General features: G+C 60.3%; 19 protein-coding genes and 1 pseudogene. 4 read left to right on the top strand and 16 right to left on the bottom strand.

Going from position 1 to position 17,384, the window contains the following annotated elements; all coding sequences use genetic code 11:
• Positions 1–54 precede the first annotated feature (54 nt).
• The 13 genes from C2846_RS01650 to C2846_RS01590 all read right to left on the bottom strand — a co-directional run bounded on the left by C2846_RS01650 (position 55) and on the right by C2846_RS01590 (position 12,951).
• Positions 55–393, bottom strand: a complete 339-nt coding sequence (locus C2846_RS01650; protein ID WP_080049841.1) for a Na+/H+ antiporter subunit G — start codon at positions 391–393, stop codon at positions 55–57.
• A 10-nt stretch (positions 394–403) separates the two neighbouring features.
• Complete coding sequence (locus C2846_RS01645) at positions 404–673, bottom strand: K+/H+ antiporter subunit F (RefSeq protein WP_080049840.1); 270 nt, start codon at positions 671–673, stop codon at positions 404–406.
• The gene (locus tag C2846_RS01640) at positions 658–1,161 is read right to left on the bottom strand and encodes a Na+/H+ antiporter subunit E (protein WP_205890075.1); all 504 of its coding nucleotides are present in this window, start codon (positions 1,159–1,161) and stop codon (positions 658–660) included. Before C2846_RS01640 ends, C2846_RS01645 begins: the two co-directional genes overlap by 16 nt.
• On the bottom strand, positions 1,161–2,669 hold the full coding sequence (locus C2846_RS01635) for a monovalent cation/H+ antiporter subunit D (RefSeq protein ID WP_080049837.1): 1,509 nt from the start codon (positions 2,667–2,669) through the stop codon (positions 1,161–1,163). Before C2846_RS01635 ends, C2846_RS01640 begins: the two co-directional genes overlap by 1 nt.
• On the bottom strand, positions 2,669–2,995 hold the full coding sequence (locus C2846_RS01630) for a Na+/H+ antiporter subunit C (protein WP_080049836.1): 327 nt from the start codon (positions 2,993–2,995) through the stop codon (positions 2,669–2,671). The genes C2846_RS01635 and C2846_RS01630 overlap by 1 nt, the downstream gene beginning before the upstream one ends.
• Complete coding sequence (locus C2846_RS01625) at positions 2,995–5,796, bottom strand: monovalent cation/H+ antiporter subunit A (RefSeq protein WP_080049835.1); 2,802 nt, start codon at positions 5,794–5,796, stop codon at positions 2,995–2,997. Before C2846_RS01625 ends, C2846_RS01630 begins: the two co-directional genes overlap by 1 nt.
• Before the next feature lie 584 nt (positions 5,797–6,380).
• Entirely contained in the window at positions 6,381–6,722 is a 342-nt protein-coding gene (gene mnhG, locus C2846_RS01620) for a monovalent cation/H(+) antiporter subunit G (RefSeq protein WP_080049832.1), read from the bottom strand.
• Positions 6,719–7,048 carry an MrpF/PhaF family protein gene (locus tag C2846_RS01615; RefSeq protein WP_080049831.1) on the bottom strand — a complete coding sequence of 110 codons (330 nt, stop codon included), beginning with the start codon at positions 7,046–7,048 and terminating at the stop codon, positions 6,719–6,721. Before C2846_RS01615 ends, mnhG begins: the two co-directional genes overlap by 4 nt.
• Positions 7,038–7,535, bottom strand: a complete 498-nt coding sequence (locus C2846_RS01610; protein ID WP_080049829.1) for a Na+/H+ antiporter subunit E — start codon at positions 7,533–7,535, stop codon at positions 7,038–7,040. Before C2846_RS01610 ends, C2846_RS01615 begins: the two co-directional genes overlap by 11 nt.
• Entirely contained in the window at positions 7,535–9,028 is a 1,494-nt protein-coding gene (locus tag C2846_RS01605) for a proton-conducting transporter transmembrane domain-containing protein (RefSeq protein WP_177344523.1), read from the bottom strand. The genes C2846_RS01610 and C2846_RS01605 overlap by 1 nt, the downstream gene beginning before the upstream one ends.
• On the bottom strand, positions 9,025–9,417 hold the full coding sequence (locus C2846_RS01600; RefSeq protein WP_119700519.1) for a sodium:proton antiporter: 393 nt from the start codon (positions 9,415–9,417) through the stop codon (positions 9,025–9,027). Before C2846_RS01600 ends, C2846_RS01605 begins: the two co-directional genes overlap by 4 nt.
• The gene (gene mbhE, locus C2846_RS01595; RefSeq protein WP_080049825.1) at positions 9,417–12,140 is read right to left on the bottom strand and encodes a hydrogen gas-evolving membrane-bound hydrogenase subunit E; all 2,724 of its coding nucleotides are present in this window, start codon (positions 12,138–12,140) and stop codon (positions 9,417–9,419) included. Before mbhE ends, C2846_RS01600 begins: the two co-directional genes overlap by 1 nt.
• A 349-nt stretch (positions 12,141–12,489) precedes the next feature.
• Positions 12,490–12,951 (bottom strand): outer membrane lipoprotein, encoded by a 462-nt coding sequence (locus C2846_RS01590; protein ID WP_080049823.1) that lies wholly within the window; start codon positions 12,949–12,951, stop codon positions 12,490–12,492.
• A 289-nt stretch (positions 12,952–13,240) separates the two neighbouring features.
• On the opposite strand from C2846_RS01590, the gene C2846_RS01585 reads away from it, so the two are divergent.
• On the top strand, positions 13,241–13,519 hold the full coding sequence (locus C2846_RS01585) for a hypothetical protein (RefSeq protein WP_080049821.1): 279 nt from the start codon (positions 13,241–13,243) through the stop codon (positions 13,517–13,519).
• A 100-nt stretch (positions 13,520–13,619) separates the two neighbouring features.
• On the opposite strand, the gene C2846_RS01580 is transcribed toward C2846_RS01585, so the two are convergent.
• The gene (locus C2846_RS01580; protein ID WP_080049819.1) at positions 13,620–14,762 is read right to left on the bottom strand and encodes a 1-acyl-sn-glycerol-3-phosphate acyltransferase; all 1,143 of its coding nucleotides are present in this window, start codon (positions 14,760–14,762) and stop codon (positions 13,620–13,622) included.
• A 220-nt stretch (positions 14,763–14,982) separates the two neighbouring features.
• On the opposite strand from C2846_RS01580, the gene C2846_RS01575 reads away from it, so the two are divergent.
• Genes C2846_RS01575 through C2846_RS01565 form a run of 3 tightly spaced genes read left to right on the top strand, consistent with a single transcriptional unit; the run spans position 14,983 to position 16,092 of the window.
• Positions 14,983–15,177, top strand: coding sequence for a CPXCG motif-containing cysteine-rich protein (locus C2846_RS01575; RefSeq protein ID WP_080049817.1), 195 nt, complete (start codon positions 14,983–14,985; stop codon positions 15,175–15,177).
• Positions 15,178–15,187: 10 nt separating this feature from the next.
• Complete coding sequence (locus C2846_RS01570) at positions 15,188–15,448, top strand: putative signal transducing protein (RefSeq protein WP_080049814.1); 261 nt, start codon at positions 15,188–15,190, stop codon at positions 15,446–15,448.
• Entirely contained in the window at positions 15,445–16,092 is a 648-nt protein-coding gene (locus tag C2846_RS01565) for an SOS response-associated peptidase (RefSeq protein ID WP_080049812.1), read from the top strand. Before C2846_RS01570 ends, C2846_RS01565 begins: the two co-directional genes overlap by 4 nt.
• An 11-nt stretch (positions 16,093–16,103) precedes the next feature.
• Here C2846_RS01565 and C2846_RS19010 read toward each other — a convergent pair whose 3' ends face one another.
• Both C2846_RS19010 and C2846_RS19005 read right to left on the bottom strand, forming a co-directional pair.
• The gene (locus tag C2846_RS19010) at positions 16,104–16,877 is read right to left on the bottom strand and encodes a methyl-accepting chemotaxis protein (RefSeq protein ID WP_420848996.1); all 774 of its coding nucleotides are present in this window, start codon (positions 16,875–16,877) and stop codon (positions 16,104–16,106) included.
• A gap of 81 nt (positions 16,878–16,958) precedes the next feature.
• A pseudogene (locus tag C2846_RS19005) lies at positions 16,959–17,117 on the bottom strand (HAMP domain-containing protein); the annotation flags it as partial.
• Between the last annotated feature and the right edge of the window lie 267 nt (positions 17,118–17,384).

Here is a 17,384-nt window from a genome sequence, read left to right as displayed (position 1 = left end):
TTCCCCAGCCCCTCTCCCGCTAGCGGAGAGGGGCGTCTGCAATCGCTTTAGCCATCACTGATCCCAAGGCTCGCCCCGAGTCCGTTCAACGCGCTTGAGCTTTTCATGCATCGCCGCTTTGGCCAGCATATGGGCACTGACCGGCGCAGTCATGAACAGGAAGATAGTGATCAGCAGCTCGTGCAGGCTAAGGCCCTCGCCACGGGTACTGAAATACAGCAGTGAACCGATTACCAGCGCCCCCACCCCCAAGGTGGTGGCTTTGGTCGGTCCGTGCAGACGCATGAAAAAATCCGGCAGTTTCCACAGACCAATCGAGCCGATCAGGGCAAACAGGCTGCCAAGCAGAATCAGCGCCGCTACCAGCCATTCAATCCAGGTCGCTTCGAGCATTTTCGTCCCCTTACTCGATGATGTCGCCGCGCAACAGGTGCTTGGCGATTGCCACGGTACCGACAAAGCCCATCACCGCAATTAGCAGCGCAGCCTCGAAGAACAGATCGGACGCCAGATACAGCCCCAGCAGCATGATCAGGGCGATGGCGTTGATATACAGGGTATCCAGCGCCAGGATCCGGTCCGGCAGGTCTGGCCCTTTGAGCAGGCGCAGCAGATTGAGCAGGACAGCTACCGACATGATGCCCAGGCACAGCAGGATCACGAATTGGAGCATTCGAAGACCTCCTTGAGCGGCTGTTCGTAACGCTGTTTGATGGTGGCGATCAGCTCCTGCTCATCGGCCACGTCCAGACCATGGATCAGCAGCCTGCGCTTGTCCGCACTGATATCGGCCGACACCGTACCCGGCGTTAGAGAAATAGTGCTGGCCAGCAGGCTGATGGCAAAGTCGTGGGTCAGCTCCAGCGGGTACTCGACAAAGGCCGGGCGAAGATTTTTGCTCGGCCCCAGGATCAGTCGGGCGACATCAAGATTGGCCACCACGATGTCCCACAATACCCGCAGGGTAAAACGCAGCAGCACGCCGGGGCGATGCAGGGTAGGCGGATGCGGCCAGAACACGTCCGTCAGCATCGGAATGCCCCAGGCCAGAATAAAGCCCATGATCAGGGTACCGGCCGACAGATCATTCATGATCAGTTGCCAGACGATGACCAGGAACAGACTCAGCCACGGGTGTGGCAGCCAGCGCTTGGCACTCATCATGCCTCACCTCCCATGCTCATCACCGCCTCGATATAGTGTGTCGGAGCCAACACCTGCGCTGCGGTGGCCTGCAGATAGTCCAGCAGCGGCCCGGCCATGATCACCAACAGTGGACTGCTGACCAGCAACAGCAGCACTGCCAGCATGCGCCAGGCATCCAGCGGCTCGCCGGTCGCCGGTTCCGGCTCCTGACGCCAGAACAGGGTACTCCCGGCTCGGCTCAGACCGATCAGGGCCAGCAAGCCACCCATCAATACCACCAGATACAGCCAGAACGCGGCCAACCCGACTCCCGCCGCCTGCAGCAACAGCAGCTTGCCGACGAACCCGGACAGCGGCGGCATACCAACTACAGAAATCGCCGCGATAAAGAACAGTCCGCTGAGCAACAACGCATGCGGCACTGTAGGCCCCGGCACCAGCCGTCCGGCATGACGCGGACCACGCGCGCGACTGAGCAGGCCGGCAAACAGGAACAGCGCGCCACTGATCCAGGTCGAGTGAATCAGGTAATACAGGGTGGCGACCAGCGCATCTTCAGAGCCCAACGCCACACCGGCCAGCAGCGTGCCGACCGACACCACCACCAGATAGGCGATCAGACCATTGAGGGTACTGGCTGCCAGCGCTCCAATCGCCCCCAGAGCCAGAGTCAGCAACGCCAGCGGCCATAACCAGGTTTCGGCCAGATTGGCCAACGGCCCGGCCGCCTCACCAAAGATCAAGCTATAAACCCGGATGATCGAGTAGATGCCCACTTTGGTCATGATCGCAAACAGCGCGGCAACCGGCGCACTCGCAGCAGCGTAGGCTCGAGGTAACCAAAAATACAGCGGGAACACCGCTGCCTTGAGGCCAAACACCACCAGCAGCAACAACCCGGCCGCCCCTACCAGCGGCGCATCCACCGGCTCAAGCGCCGCTACCCGCACCGCCATGTCGGCCATGTTCAGGGTTCCGAGCAGGCCATACAAGGTGCCCACCGCAATCAAAAACAGCGCCGATCCGAACAGGTTGAGCAACACATAATGCAGGCCAGCCCGCACCCGCGCCGAACCCGCACCATGCAGCAGCAGGGCATAGGAAGCAATCAGCAGAATCTCGAAGAACACGAACAGGTTGAACAGGTCACCGGTCAGAAACGCACCATTGATCCCCATCAACTGGAACTGGAACAGCGCATGAAAGTTGCGGCCCAGACCATCATCTCCGCGCAGCGCATACAATACCGCGCAACTGGCCAGCACCGCCGTGACCATCAGCAGCAGGGCCGAGAGATGATCAAGTACCAGCACTATGCCAAACGGCGGCATCCAGTTACCCAAGGCATAAACACTGATGCCTTCACCAGCCTGGCCCATCAGCGCCCAAGCCAGGGGAATCTGCAGCAGGGTCGCCAGCAGCGACAGACTGCGCTTGACCACCATCTTGCTGCGGGCGATCAACAGCAACAACGCGCCCACGAACATGGGCAACAACACCGGCAGGATCGGCAAGTGACTCATCAACGATCCCCCTTCCCATCAACGTGATCACTGTCCAGTTCGCCCTGGGCCCGTAGCGCCAGCACCAGAGCAAAGGCAGTCATGGCGAAACCGATCACGATCGCAGTCAGCACCAGTGCCTGGGGCAAAGGGTCGGCATAATTCTCGGCCCGGCCGATCACCGCCGGCATCCCGGTGTTCAAGCGGCCCATGGCGAACAGGAACAGGTTGACGGCGTAGCCGATCAGGGTAAGGCCCACCACAACCGGAAAGGTCCGGGCCCGCAACAGCAGATATACGCCGCAGGCGGTCAACAGCCCCAGGGTCAGGGCAAACAGCAGCTCCATCAGAGATTCTCCCCAGTCACGGCCCGGCCCGTGGACAACTTGCCCAGGTTGGCCAGAATCAGCAAGGTGGCGCCCACCACGGTCAGATAAACCCCCAGATCGAAGACCAGCGCACTGGCCAGCTCGACCTCACCCACCAGCGGAATATGGAAGTGATCGAAGGCGCTGGTCAGGAACGGATAACCGAACAACCAACTGACCAGACCGGTAGCCCCGGCGATGATTACCCCCCAGCCCGCCATATGGTGATAGTTCACACCCCAGCGCTCACTGGTCCACTGCTCACCGCTGCCCACGTATTGCAGGATCAGCGCCACAGCCGTGATCAGACCGGCAATGAAACCGCCACCTGGCAGGTTGTGACCACGCAGGAAGATGTACGCCGAGACCATCAGCGCCAGCGGCAGGATCACCCGCGACAAGTTGACCAGCATCAGTGGGTGGGCATCGCGAGCCCAGACCCGCCCCAGTGCATCGGTTTGTGGAATACGCAGGCGCAGACCATCAATCAGGGCATAGATCGCCACCCCGGCAATCGCTAGCACAGTGACTTCACCCAGGGTATCGAAACCGCGGAAGTCGACCAAAATCACGTTGACCACGTTGGTGCCGCCACCGCCCGAGACACTGTTGGCCAGGAAATAACCAGCGATGCTGTCATACGGACGGGTCATTACTGCCAACGCCAGAATCGTCACCAGCGAGCCGGCCAGCAACGCCAGAGCGATATCGCGGCCCCGCCGCAGCTTGCTCGACTCGGCCGGGGTCAGGCGCGGCAGGAAGAACAGCGCCAGCATCAGCAGGACGATGGTCACCACCTCGACCGACAACTGGGTCAGCGCCAGATCTGGTGCAGAGAAACGGGCAAAGGCCAACGCCACCATCAGGCCCACCACGCTGAGCATCACCAGCGCGACCAGGCGCTGACGATGCCAGTACACCGTGGCCAGGGCCGAGATCATCAGAATCAAAGTGCCGACCAGGGTTACACCGTCTATCGGAGCCAGGGCCAGCGCCCCGCGCAGGGCCGGCAGTTGCACCAGCCAGTAGCCACTGACCACCAGCGCGGCAATCAGCATACAGGCCAGATAGCGCTGCAACGATGCATTCTCCAGACGCAGCGTAAACTGACCGCAGCGCCGAACCGCACTCTGGACCAGGCGCTCGAACACCAGCTTGGCATCCAGGCTTTCAAAGCGCGAGTCAGCGTACCAGTCAAACAGCGGTTTGCGCTTGGCGTAAACCAGCACCCCTACCAGCAGGGCCACAAAGCTCATAATCAGCGGCAGGTTGAAGCCATGCCAGATCGCCAGACTGTACTCGGGCAGGTCGCCCCCCACTGTGGCGCTGGCCGCCACCTCGAGCAGGCTGGCTACGGTAAAGGCCGGCAACAACCCGACCAGCAGACACAAGGCCACCAGGATTTCCACCGGCACCTTCATGTAGCGCGGCGGTTCATGTGGCGGATACTTGGGCAAGTTGACCGGCTTGCCGTTGAAGAACACGTCGTGGATAAAACGCAGTGAATAGGCCACCGAGAACACCCCGGCCAGGGTCGCCACCAGCGGAATCACCCAACTGAAGTTGCCGAACTGGTGCTGCTGCAGGGTTTCGGTAAAGAACATTTCCTTGGACAGGAAGCCGTTAAGCAAGGGCACACCGGCCATCGACGCCGCAGCGACCATCGCCAGGGTCGCCGTGTGCGGCATATAGGACCACAAGCCGTTGATCCGGCGCATGTCACGGGTACCGGTTTCATGGTCGATGATCCCTGCGGCCATGAACAACGACGCCTTGAAGGTCGCGTGGTTGATGATATGGAATACCGCTGCCACTGCCGCCAACTGGGTATCCAGACCAAACAGCAGGGTAATCAGCCCCAGATGGCTGATGGTCGAGTAAGCCAGCAGGCCTTTAAGGTCATGCTTGAACAGCGCGGTTACCGCGCCCAACAACAGAGTGGCCATACCCGTCAGACTGACCAGCCAGAACCACAGATCAGTTTCGGCCAGCGCCGGATACAGCCGTGCCAGCAGGAAAACCCCGGCCTTGACCATGGTGGCCGAGTGCAGATAGGCCGACACTGGGGTCGGCGCCGCCATCGCATGCGGCAGCCAGAAGTGGAACGGGAACTGCGCCGACTTGGTGAACACCCCAAGCAGCACCAGCACCAGCACCACCGGATATAGCGCATGGGCACGGATCTGCTCACCCGCCGCCAGCACCGCACTCAACTCATAACTACCAACGATATGCCCCAGCAGCAAAACCCCGGCCAACAACGCCAGGCCACCCCCACCAGTCACCGCCAGCGCCATACGCGCGCCCTTGCGGGCGTCGCTGGAGTGTGACCAGTAACCAATCAGCAGGAACGACGACAGACTGGTCAGCTCCCAGAAGAACATCATCAGCAGCAGGTTTTCGCTCAGCACGACGCCAAGCATGGCGGCCATGAACAGCAGCAGATAGGAGAAGAAGCGCCCCATGGGGTCCTTCTTCGACAGGTAATAGCGGGCATACAGAATGACCAGAATGCCGATCCCCTGGATCAGCAGGGCAAACAGAAAGCCCAGGCCATCAAGCCGAAAGCTCAGGTTCAGCCCAAGCCGTTCGATCCACGGCAGTGTCTGAACTACCGCCTCACCGGCGAATACCGCCGGCACATGACGCCACATCAGGATCAGACCAAGCACCGGCGCGACCATGGTTGCCAGAGCGCACAGTGAGCGCCCATAGCGGTCGGTCAGCAACGGCAACAGGGTTCCCAACAAGGGAAGCAAGACGATTAGCGCCAAGGTCATGCAGAACTCTCTCTATATAATGGCCGGTGGGGCTTCTTCGATTTCACTATGGCGACAGCGACATTCCGGCCCTGTCATGGCCGGGAAAGCCCACCATTATCCACACAGAGCCAGGCGCTGTCATGAAAACAGACTATCGATTTGATAGGAATGATTGAGAAGCCGCCTGAGAAAACACCGGCCAAATAAGGTCATGCCAGCATTGATCAAGCAGGCAGACAATCTGCAGTTGTACACCGAGTCATTACACCCACGCACCTGGATTGCCACGCCGCTACGCGGCTCGCAATGACGGTGGAGCAGATACGCAGCAGTCCTGTACACACGAACGCCAAAATCCACTCCACCGTCATTGCGAACGGCCGAAGGCCTGAAGCAATCCATACGGAGTCCGCCACAGCTCGGTGCAGTTGTGCTGCAACTACACGGCAGCGAACACTGATCGCTGCGGCTCGCCCTAACCAGCCGTTGGCGTATTTGGCGGCACTGCTTTGCTTCAGGGTTCACAGCACATCGGAACAGAATCAGCACCAATCGGGTAGGCCCCGACCTAGACTTAATCAGTGTTTCCCTGGTACACCAAATCAGTGATCCTGATCCCCACCTGCCCGCTCCAGCGCATCCCCCAAGGGCCCGACCAAAGGTTTAACACCAGCCCGGTGGGCAGCGCGGGAAATCGCATGAGCCGCTAGCGGCGCGGTCATCAGCAGCACGGCAATTGCCAGCAACACCGCAAACCAGCTTTGTCCCCCAGTAGCACACAGCACCCCGAGCAGTACCAGAATAGCGCCCAGGGCTCCGGCCTTGCTGGCCGAGTGCATGCGGGTATAAGCATCTGGCAGACGCCACACCCCCAAAGCCCCAAGCAGACTCAGCAACGCCCCGAGCAACACCAGCACCGAGGCTCCCACCGACCAGAACGTCATAGCCCCGCCTCCCCGCGCTCAGGCGGCTGATCATGCGGGTCATCACTGTGGTGGGTACCCTTGAACAGCAGTGCGAAAGCCACGCTACCCAGGAAACTGACGATCGCCAGCACAATAGCCACATCCAGCAATACCGCCTGCTCACGGACCAGGGCGACCACTCCAACCCCGGCCACTCCGATCAGAGTCATGGCATCCACCGCCACCGCCCGATCCGGACGACTCGGCCCTGCCAGCAACCGCCACATGATCAATACCGCGCTGCTCACCAACATGGCACCAGCCAACGGCAGCACCCAATAGGCACCCGCCAGTTCAACCGTCATGTTTGCCTCCCAGTTTGTCTCCCATGGGATAGACCCAAGCCATCAAGCGCAACTCGATTTCATGAATCGCCTGCTGTACCGGGTCGGCCGAGGCTGTATCCAGTACGTGCACGAACAGTTCACCGGGCCGGTAGGATAGCGCCAGGGTACCCGGTGTCAGCGTCAGCAAACAGGCGATAACCGTGACCAGCCGGCGGTCCTGGGTATCCAGATGGACCTGAACCACCGCCGAATTGACCTGTCGGCGCGGGTTGATCACGATCAGCGCCACATCCAGCGAGGCACTGAACACTTTCCAGGTAAACCAGGGCACGAAGCGCGCCCCGGCCTCGACCCGCATGGCATAGACTCGACATACCGGCAGCAGCAGGCCCAATAGTTTCAACAGCCCATAGACCAGCACGAACGCCAGCAGCCAGCTGGCCAGCGTTGCGCCGTCATACCAGAGGCTGAGCAAACTGGTCAGCAACAGATGGACAAAAACCATCACTCACCTCCCCGTTCGATCAGTTGCAGATAGGCTGGCGCCTCGACCAGTTGCTCGGCCGAGGCCACCGCATACTCCATCACCGGCCCAGCGCCAAAGCCGATCAGCACAGTAATCGCTGCCAGCACGATCATGGTCAGCCAGGCCCCCCTCGGCCCATCACCGGCAACACCCAGTTGTTCGGGCTGCGGGTGAGCTTTGAGGAAGCTTTCGTTCCAAATTTTGCTCATCGACAGCAGGGTAAAGATCCCAGTGAGCAGGGCGAAGAACGTCGCGATCCAAACCCCCGCATCGAGACTGGCCTTGACCAGCACGAACTTGGCCCAGAAACCGGACAGCGGCGGAATCCCGGCCAGCGACAGCGCCGGAATCGCAAACAGCACCGCCAGCAGTGGCTTGCTGGCATACAACCCGCCCATCGCTGCCAAACGCTCCGAACCGGTCAGCCGCGCGGCCACGCCACCGACGAAGAACAGGTTGGCCTTCACTACAATATGATGAATCAGATAGAACACTGCGCCAGCCAGAGCCAGCGGCGTCGCCAGCGCCAGCCCCAGTACCATGTAGCCGACCTGGCTGACGATATGGAACGACAGAATCCGCCGTACCTCGGTCTGCGCCGCCGCCCCCAGCACCCCGATGATCATGGTCGCGCAGGCCACCCACAGAAGTACCGTATGCACCATCCCCGGCTCAGGCCAGAGCAAGGTCACCATCCGGATCAGGGCATACACCCCAACTTTGGTCAGCAACCCAGCGAACAGCGCCGACACCGGGGTCCAGGCCACGTGGTAACTGGCCGGTAGCCAGCCAAACAACGGGAACAGCGCCGCCTTCACCGCGAACGACATCAGCATTAGCATGACACCCAGCCAGGCTCCGGAAGTGGCCTGATCGGCGCGGAAGATCAGCGCCAGTTCGCCCATGTTTAGCGTTCCCGTGGAGCCATAGACAAGACCGGCCGCCAGCAGGAACATCAGGGTCGCCAGCATGTTCAGCACCAGATAAGTCATGGCCCCAGCCAGCCGACGCTCACCACCGCCCAGCGCAATCAGGGCAAACGAGCCGATCAACAGCACCTCAAACCAGACATACAGGTTGAACACGTCAGCGGTGATGAAGGCTCCACAGATACCGGCCAGCAGGCCCTGAACAAACAGGTGCACATCGCGCAGAAAATCGGCCGGCATAGGCTGGCGATGGGCATATACCAGGGTTGCCAGACCAATCACCCCGGTAATCGCCACCATCACCGCAGACAGCCGGTCAATCACCAGACTGATGCCATAGGGCGCCGCCCAGTTGGCCATCTGACCGCTAAGCACCACGCCCTGGGCAGCCAGCATCACCAGCCAGACCCCGGCCGCCAACAGTGCCAGGCTGCCGGCCAGGCTGATGAACGACACCCAGGCGTGGTGGCGCTTGACCAACAGGCCCAGCAACAACGTGGTCAACGGAATGACCACCGGCAGGACCAACAAGATATTCATCATGCCCGGCCCTCCGGCTCATGGTGATCCTCGTTATGGTCTGGAGCCGGCTGCTCGGTAGACGCACTGACCTTGTCGGTATCCTTGTCCCCATGCAGCTCATGGGTCCGCTTGAGTACTGCAAGAGCGAATACAAACAGCGCAAAGCCAATGACAATCGCGGTCAACACCAGTGCCTGGGGTAGCGGGTTGGCCGCATCGGTTACGGCCTCGTTGCCAAACACGAAGGCTGCTCGCTCGCCAGCGAAACGACCAGCGGTCAGCACCCCAAGATTGATCGCATTGCCCAGCACGGCAATACCCAGTACCACTCGCATCAAGTGGCGGTCCAGCATCATCCACACGCCCAGCGCGGCCATGATGCCGGCGGTAATGGCGGCAATCCATTCCATCAGCCAGCCCTCCCGATCAGATTACGCAGCATGTGCATCACCGAACCGAACACGGTGAGGAACACGCCAATGTCGAACAACAGCGGTGTACCCAACTTGATCCCGGCCACGTCAATCCAGTGCCCGCTCATATAAGGCTGGCCGCTGGCCAACCCGAAGAACCCGGCACCAACCGCACAGGCCAACCCCAAACCAATCAGGGTTGGTGGGGTTACCCGCTCCAACCCACGCTGAATACCGCGACCAAAGGTCACCACCAACAGAGTGAAGCCGGTCGCCGCTACCAGCCCGCCGATAAAGCCACCGCCCGGCAAGTTATGGCCGCGCCAGAGAATCACCAAGGACACTATCAACAAAATCGCCGCCAACGGCCGCATGCCCTGACGCAGCAGCACCGAGCCGAATTCCGGCATGCCCTTGGGCTTGGGATCGGCCACCTGCCCGGCACCCAGCAGAGTCGAAGCCCCGAGCGCGGCAATAGCCACCACAACGATCTCACCCAAGGTATCCACGGCGCGGAAGTCAACCAGAATCACATTGACCACGTTGCTGCCAAAGCCACCCGGCAGGCTGTTGGCCAGGAACCACTCGGCCAGATCTCCCGGTAACGGCTGACTGACCGCAGTCATGATCATCAGCGTCACGGTCAGCCCCAACACCACGGCAACTACGCCATGCCAGATATTGACTCGGCGATAGCGCGAGCCACTGGCCGGAACCATCGGCAAGCGCCGCAGTACCATGGCCAGGAACACCACAGTCAGGGTTTCGACCATCAATTGGGTCAGAGCCACGTCCGGCGCATTGATAGACACAAAGAACAAGGCCAGCCCCAGACCACTAGCCCCCAGCGAGGCCACCAGCGCCAAGCGACCAGGCATAAAAGCGGCACCGGCGGCCCCACCCAGAGCCAGCAGACAACCAATCACGCCCGGCACGGTAATGGCCGAGAGGTTTTCAGCCTGCAATGGCTGCACGCCGACCACCAGCGCCCAACCCAAAACACTGATGCTGATCATCAGCGTCATCAGCGCCATATGCAGACGCAACGAACCATGCTGGAACTGTCGTGCCACCCAACCGGCCACCTGAAATACCCGGTTGAGCAGCAGATCCCAGAGCAGGTCGCCGCTGTAGTTCCAGGCTTTGCCAAGCTGAGTTGCCAGATAGCGAACCTGATCGGCATGGAAGTAGAACCAGGCCCCCAGCCCCAACGTCAGGACACTGGCGAACACCGCCGGGGTTATGCCGCCCCACAGATACAGGCTGACCTCGACCGGGCCGGTAGCCACGCTCTGCACCGCTGTGTTGACCAGCCAGGTTTCCGGCCAGTGATTCCAGGCCCCCAGGCTAAAGCCACCAATCGCCAGCAGCAGCGGCCCCAGCCACATGAACGGTGACACCTCGTGCGGATGCCCCGGCCAATCACCACGCTTGCCCAGAAAGGTGCGGAAGAAGATCAGCGCCGCAGCCGCTACCAACAAGGCATTGGTCAGAATCATCACCAAAGTCACAGTCCAGCCGATACTGCCCATTTGCATCAGACCGGTGTACTTGAACTCTTTAGCGATAAAACCGAAGAACGGTGGCAGACCAGCATTGGAGAACGCCGCCAGTCCAACAGCAAAGCCGGTTACCGGCATCAGCTTGATCAAGCCACCCAAATGGCGCAGGTCTCGTGTACCGGTGGAATGGTCAATCGCACCGACTGCCATGAACAACGCGCCTTTGTAGAACGAGTGTGCTACCAGATACAACACAAAAGCCTGCAAACCATAAGTGGTGTTGGTGCCGATCAGCATGGTCAACTGACCCAGCACGGTTACCGTGGTATAGGCCAGCATGCGCTTGAGGTCGTATTGCCGGATCGCCAGCACCGCACCTAGCACCGCAGTCAGCGCGCCCAGCCCGATCAGGATAGTGCTCCAGCCAGTGCCGCCACCGAGTACCGGATTCAACCGCGCCAGCAGATAGATACCGGCCTTGACCATGGTCGCCGAGTGCAGGTAGGCCGATACCGGGGTCGGCGCATTCATCGCATTGGGCAGCCACAGGTGGAACGGGAACTGCGCCGACTTGGTGAAGCAGCCCACCAGCACCAGCAGCATGATCGCCGGGAACAGCGTGTGGGCTTGGACGACCGCCTTCTCCAGCGCCGAGAACTGCCAGGCTTCACCGGCAATCCCCAGCAACACCAAGCCAGCCAACAGTGCCAGGCCACCGCCGCCAGTGATCAATAGTGCCTGCAACGCAGCCCGGCGCGACTCGCCCTTCTCGTGCTGGTAACTGATCAACAGATAGGAAGCCACGCTGGTCAGCTCCCAGAACACGAACATGGCGATCAGGTCATCGGCCAACACCAGACCGAGCATGGCCATCATGAAGGTCAGCAGGTAGGCGTAAAATCGCCCGAGATGATGATGGTCGTGCAGATAGCCCGCCGAATAGAGCACGATCAGCGCACCGATACCGGTGATCAGCAAAGCGAACAGCAGCGACAGACCGTCCAGACGCAGGGTCAAGGCCACATCCAGGGCCGGCACCCAGGCAATGCTGGCGGTCAGCACCTCGCCCGCAGCCACGGTAGGGATAGCCGCTACGAACCAGGCAAAACAGGCCGCCGGCACCAGCGCCAGCAACCAGCCGGCATGACGCGGTGCCATGCGCCAGATCCAGGGCGCCAACAAGGCATTGAGAGCAATGGCTAGCAAACTGACATGCATATCCACAATCCTGTACGGATGGAACTCAACATGGGCCGGATATCTCCGTTACGGCTTGGTAAATCATTTACTTACCATAGGTTGCCAATCAGACAACATCTTGACAGCCCCGGTTAAACCCATAGACGAGAACTATCGGGATAGCAATATAAATAAGAAGGGGAAGCCACTACGCTTGTAGCAATTTGAAGCAATTTACTAGCCCGGGAACAGGCTTGGGGGTGTGATTATTGCGGGGAGAACTTGATTTTGATGAGTTACACAGCAGCGTGGTAATCCATCAGTAGCCATGGATCACCACGCGGCTGCGCCGCCCGTGATGACAACCGGGAGTGCCGACTTGCACAGGTTACTTGGTAACCCGAGACTCGCCATTCACAGTCAGAATCCGCACCCGGTCACCCGGAGCGAAGCTGATGTTGTTGGACACCTGCTGCACATAGGCGCGAGTCTGGCCGTCGTCTTCACGTACGGTGATTTCCACACCCTGGCTACGGGTAATGCCTTCCTCGGCAGCAGCGCCGACCATACCACCGGCAACCGCACCCACCACGGTGGCGATGGCGCTGCCACGACCACCACCGACACCACTACCGGCAATACCGCCCACTGCGGCACCTGCGGCCGGGCCAATCACAGTCTTGGTGCCTTCGATCTGTACCAGGCGGACAGACTCGACGGTGCCCAGACGCACGGTTTGTGGAGCGCGGGCCTGATCACGGCTATAGACATCACCGGTCAGTTGCGAGGCGCACCCACCGACCACCAGCAAGCTGCTGAGCAGGGCACTGAGAAGTAAAGGCTTTTTCATGGGTATATCCCTAAATATGGAGGACTTGATGATTTTGACTGCATCAACATTCAAATGTTGCGGTTTTTCACTTCAGGTTACAACGCCACGTTTTGAACGCATGTGCCTTTGATCGGTTTTTGGTAGGTCATGGTCGAATGCCGGACACGCTTTAGGTTAAAATTCGAGCGATTTTAAGTCGGAATCGGTATATGCCGATATCCTGTCATTCACTTTTTAACGCTTCGTTGTAACCCAGCCATAACAACAAGAAAACGAGCAGGTTGCCGAGCATGTCCGGAGGTCACGCATGCCCGTGTTTCAGGCTGCCTGGATGTATTATCTGAGTCATCCGGCTCTGGTTCTCAATGGACTGGCGCTGTTTTACGCCGTTTGCGGCAGTTGGCTATGGATTGCCACGCAAGTACGTAGTGCCCGCGCCAACGCCCGTCTGGCCACCAGCCCAGCCAGTGCTGGCGACATGAGCCTTGACAACGCCAGTGTGCGGGTCAACCGCATGTTTTATGCAGTAGGTACGGTGTGCTTGGTACTGGCTGTGGTCCTGAGTCTGATCAGCACCCAGTTGTAGAATGTTTTCGCGGCCGCGGCCGCTCCTGCCCCGGCAATTTCAGGGCAGGGGCGCTCCGCGAGCGCGAACACCTGTTTGCAGCCCATCACAGCCGCAGACCCTAGCCAACCTTAGCGCGACTGATCACAGGATTGGCATACTGCAACAACCAGAACGGCTGCTGCTCAACCGGGCAGGCGGCCAGACGCTGCTCGAAACGCTCCTGTTCGACCTTCAGGGTCACGGTATCAAACTGCGCACGCCAGTCACCCAGCTCAATCTGAGGTGCGTCGGGCAGCCGCTCAAAGGCAAGATAATTGCTGACATACAAGCGGTAGGACCCGAGAATCTGCCGGTCGCACTCACGCGCCACCAGCTTGGCATCGGCATACTCGGCCTGGAGCGGCTCACCAAAGGCCACATGCACCCGGCCCTTGTAACCGGTCAGCCCCTGAGCTATTGAGCGATCATCCTCGCCCGGCTGTTTGACGTAACCACCAGTCCGCTCGCGCTGTTCCAGCTCACGCGCCTTCATCAGATCACAGGGGTCCCACTCATAGGCGATGGACACCGGGACGATGCCCAGCGAGCGGATCACCTCTGGGAACGGCTCGTCCTTGCGGCTCATACAGAACATCTTGATGATTGCCGAGTCGGTCTCGTCCTTGCCATCCTTTGCTCGGCCTTCGGCTTGGGCGATCCAGACCGACTCCCCCGAGGCAATCGAATGGCAGATATAGGCCGACAGAGTTTGGTAGGCCGCCAGTTTCTCGCGGCGCCCGGTCAGCGACCGGTGGACAATGAAGCTCTTGTTCAGCCGCATCAGATCACTGACAAAGGGCCGTTGCAGCAAATTGTCGCCAATGGCGATCCGTGGCGTCGGGTGGCCGGCATGGTAAAGCGCGTAATTGACGAACGCCGGATCCATGACGATATCGCGGTGATTGGCCAGAAACAGATACGGTCGATCCTTGGCCAGATGTTCCAGACCGCTGTAGGTCACTTCCAGCGTACTGCTCTCGATCAACCGGTTCAGATAGGGTTCCAGCCGCTGTTGCAGTTCGCTGACTGTATGGATATTGCGCGCCTGGCGGCGCAGACGACCACCAATCAGAGCCACCAGCGGCCCCATCAGCCAACGGGACAGACTGGGAAACCGGTAGCGGGCAAACATCTGCAGCAACTCAGGGTCACGCAACAGACGCTGCATCACCGCCGGGACTTCGTCATCATTGTAGGGTCTTATGGCATCGAACTCGGCCATGGGGCTCCTCGTCACACGTGGGTGTTGGGGATATCCTGACAAACAGCAGCGCCGGCCCAACCCGTACTCACTGCCTGTCTTCAGGATTTCCCTGGGCCGCGCATTATGCGCGGCCCGTTCCAGAGTCTCAATTGCTCTGGTCGGTTTCGCCCGGTTGACGATCGGACTACACTGAATGTCACAGCCTAGGATAGGTCAATCACTGCCGGAGGTCATGCCCATGCAAGCGCTCGAAGAAGCCATGCTGCAATGCCCCCACTGCGGCGAGGCGATTACCTTGTTGCTGGATCTCACCGGCGGCAGCCAGTCTTACATTGAGGACTGTCAGGTCTGCTGCCAGGCGATCCATGTCAACCTGTGGATCGATCCCGACCAGGACGGTTATCATATCGACCTGCGCCGCGAGCAGGACTGACCACTACGCCATGCTGTGTGCCTATAACCCCCGTGATCTGATCGAAGCCGAGCTGCTAAAACAGTTGCTGAGCAGCCACCATATCCGTTGCCATCTTACCGGCCAGTACCTGCAAGGTGCGGTAGGAGAATTGCCAGCTCATGACTTGCTGGGACTCTGGGTCGAGCCTGCGGACCTGGGACTGGCCCGCGAGTTGATCAACGACTGGCAACACGCCACCCCACTGGATGATGAGTTTGATGACCCCGAAAGTGAGCCAGCCCTGACATGAGCGGACGCCTGGCCCAGTTCAATGCCCCACACCGCGACACCCCTGCCGGCTGGCAGCCCAGCTGGAATCTGGCGCCAGGCCAGCGGCTGCTGATCCTGCGCAAGGCTGACAATCGCCTGGAGTGTGTCCAGACTCTGTGGAATTTGACGCCCGGCTGGCTGCGCGACCTGAGTCGGGCGCCATTCAGCGCCCAGGCCGAATACCTGCACGACAAACCGATGTTCCGCCAGGCCCTTGCCCAGCGTCGCTGTCTTATTCCGGTGGATGGCTACTTTCTCTGGCACAGCCAGGGCGGACGCAAGCAGCCCTGGTATCTGCGCCGTCGGGAAGGTGGCCTGGCCCTGGCCGGGTTATGGGAGCGCTACAGTCTGGATGACGGCAGCTATTGGGACAGTTGTGCGCTGATCACAGTGCCCGCCAAGGGCCTGAGCAGTCGCCTGGCCGAGCGTATGCCGGTCAGCCTCAATCAGGCCGAGCAAAGCCTGTGGCTGGCCAACGCCACCGCGACGCAGGCCCTGCAACCACTACTGCTCAATGCCGACTCACGGGTAGACCTGATGCACCCGGTAACCCCGGCAATGAGCAGTCCACAAACCCAGGGGCCGATCTGCTGCACGCCCACCGGGCCCCTGATCCAGCCCTGATCAACCCCTGATCAAACCCGGAACTGGTTGATCAGGCGGCGCTGGTGCTCGGCCAGCTTGGTCAACCCGGCGCTGGCCTCAGAAGCCTCCTGAGCCCCCTCGGCTACCGACTTGGCGACCTGGTCAATGGTCGCCACATTGCGATTGATATCCTCGGCTACCGCACTCTGCTCCTCGGCGGCACTGGCGATCTGGGTGTTCATCTCATTGATGACCGACACCGCCTGAGTGATCGAGGTCAGGGCGGCATCGGCCTCCTCAGCCTGCAGCACACTTTGCTCGGTCTGAGCCCGACTCTGCTCCATGACCTTGACGGTTTCCCGGGTGCCTTGCTGGAGCTGCTCGATCATTTGCTGAATTTCTTCGGTCGAGGCCTGAGTCTTCTGCGCCAGATTGCGCACCTCGTCAGCCACTACCGCAAAGCCGCGTCCTTGCTCACCTGCCCGGGCCGCCTCAATCGCAGCATTGAGCGCCAGCAGATTGGTCTGCTCGGCGATACCGCGAATGGTGTGCAAAATACCAGTGATATTCTCACTGTCGCGGGCCAGATCCTGCACGCTGAGCACCGCGCGCTGGATATCCTCAGCCAGATGCTGAATGGTCTGCGAGGTCGCCCGCACCACTTCCCGACCATGGTTGGCCGAGCCATCGGCATTGCTGGCTGCCTCGGCCGCCTGGGTCGCATTGCGCGCCACATCCTGGGCAGTAGCAGTCATTTCCGTTACCGCCGTAGCGACCAGATCGATCTCGCTGAGCTGCCGCTGCACCCCGTCGTTGGTGCGCATGGCGATATCGGCGGTAGTTTCCGAGGCATCGGTCACCTGCTGCACCGAGCCAACCACCTCACGCATCATGGCCTGCAACTTGTCGAGGAAAGCATTGAAGCCACGGGCAATAGCGCCAAGTTCATCAGCACGGTCGATCTCCAGACGCCGGGTCAAATCCCCTTCACCCTGGGCGATACCTTCCAGCATGCTCGACAACTGCCGGGCCGGGCGTGCCAGGCTGTAGCCCACCAGCGCCATCACTCCGACCCCGGCCAGCGACACCAAAAGACCGATGATCACCATGGTCATGGAGTCACTGGCCTGCTGGCGTTCCAGCTCACCCTGCAGACTCAGCAAATCACTCATCACCGCATCCAGCGGCAGGGTAATCAGATAGACCCAACGCGCATCCGTACCAGCAAAACGGATCGGCATGATCAGCTCGATATGCCCTCCCGCTTCATCAACCTCATAAATCAGGCTGTCGCCGAGACGAGCCAGGTTGGCAAGCTCATTGGCATCGAG

Origin of the sequence: Pseudomonas jilinensis (assembly GCF_003586265.1) — a bacterium.
Lineage (GTDB): Bacteria > Pseudomonadota > Gammaproteobacteria > Pseudomonadales > Pseudomonadaceae > Halopseudomonas > Halopseudomonas phragmitis.
Note: the sequence above shows the minus strand (reverse complement) of the source record. Positions and strands in the feature narration are given on the sequence as shown.

Bases quoted from the DNA above. Each gene is read 5' to 3' on its own strand.
- C2846_RS01650 (WP_080049841.1), bottom strand. From the start codon at position 393: ATGCTCGAAGCGACCTGGATTGAATGGCTGGTAGCGGCGCTGATTCTG.
- C2846_RS01645 (WP_080049840.1), bottom strand. From the start codon at position 673: ATGCTCCAATTCGTGATCCTGCTGTGCCTGGGCATCATGTCGGTAGCT.
- C2846_RS01640 (WP_205890075.1), bottom strand. From the start codon at position 1,161: ATGAGTGCCAAGCGCTGGCTGCCACACCCGTGGCTGAGTCTGTTCCTG.
- C2846_RS01635 (WP_080049837.1), bottom strand. From the start codon at position 2,669: ATGAGTCACTTGCCGATCCTGCCGGTGTTGTTGCCCATGTTCGTGGGC.
- C2846_RS01630 (WP_080049836.1), bottom strand. From the start codon at position 2,995: ATGGAGCTGCTGTTTGCCCTGACCCTGGGGCTGTTGACCGCCTGCGGC.
- C2846_RS01625 (WP_080049835.1), bottom strand. From the start codon at position 5,796: ATGACCTTGGCGCTAATCGTCTTGCTTCCCTTGTTGGGAACCCTGTTG.
- mnhG (WP_080049832.1), bottom strand. From the start codon at position 6,722: ATGACGTTCTGGTCGGTGGGAGCCTCGGTGCTGGTGTTGCTCGGGGCG.
- C2846_RS01615 (WP_080049831.1), bottom strand. From the start codon at position 7,048: ATGACGGTTGAACTGGCGGGTGCCTATTGGGTGCTGCCGTTGGCTGGT.
- C2846_RS01610 (WP_080049829.1), bottom strand. From the start codon at position 7,535: ATGGTTTTTGTCCATCTGTTGCTGACCAGTTTGCTCAGCCTCTGGTAT.
- C2846_RS01605 (WP_177344523.1), bottom strand. From the start codon at position 9,028: ATGATGAATATCTTGTTGGTCCTGCCGGTGGTCATTCCGTTGACCACG.
- C2846_RS01600 (WP_119700519.1), bottom strand. From the start codon at position 9,417: ATGGAATGGATTGCCGCCATTACCGCCGGCATCATGGCCGCGCTGGGC.
- mbhE (WP_080049825.1), bottom strand. From the start codon at position 12,140: ATGCATGTCAGTTTGCTAGCCATTGCTCTCAATGCCTTGTTGGCGCCC.
- C2846_RS01590 (WP_080049823.1), bottom strand. From the start codon at position 12,951: ATGAAAAAGCCTTTACTTCTCAGTGCCCTGCTCAGCAGCTTGCTGGTG.
- C2846_RS01585 (WP_080049821.1), top strand. From the start codon at position 13,241: ATGCCCGTGTTTCAGGCTGCCTGGATGTATTATCTGAGTCATCCGGCT.
- C2846_RS01580 (WP_080049819.1), bottom strand. From the start codon at position 14,762: ATGGCCGAGTTCGATGCCATAAGACCCTACAATGATGACGAAGTCCCG.
- C2846_RS01575 (WP_080049817.1), top strand. From the start codon at position 14,983: ATGCAAGCGCTCGAAGAAGCCATGCTGCAATGCCCCCACTGCGGCGAG.
- C2846_RS01570 (WP_080049814.1), top strand. From the start codon at position 15,188: ATGCTGTGTGCCTATAACCCCCGTGATCTGATCGAAGCCGAGCTGCTA.
- C2846_RS01565 (WP_080049812.1), top strand. From the start codon at position 15,445: ATGAGCGGACGCCTGGCCCAGTTCAATGCCCCACACCGCGACACCCCT.
- C2846_RS19010 (WP_420848996.1), bottom strand. From the start codon at position 16,877: ATGCGCACCAACGACGGGGTGCAGCGGCAGCTCAGCGAGATCGATCTG.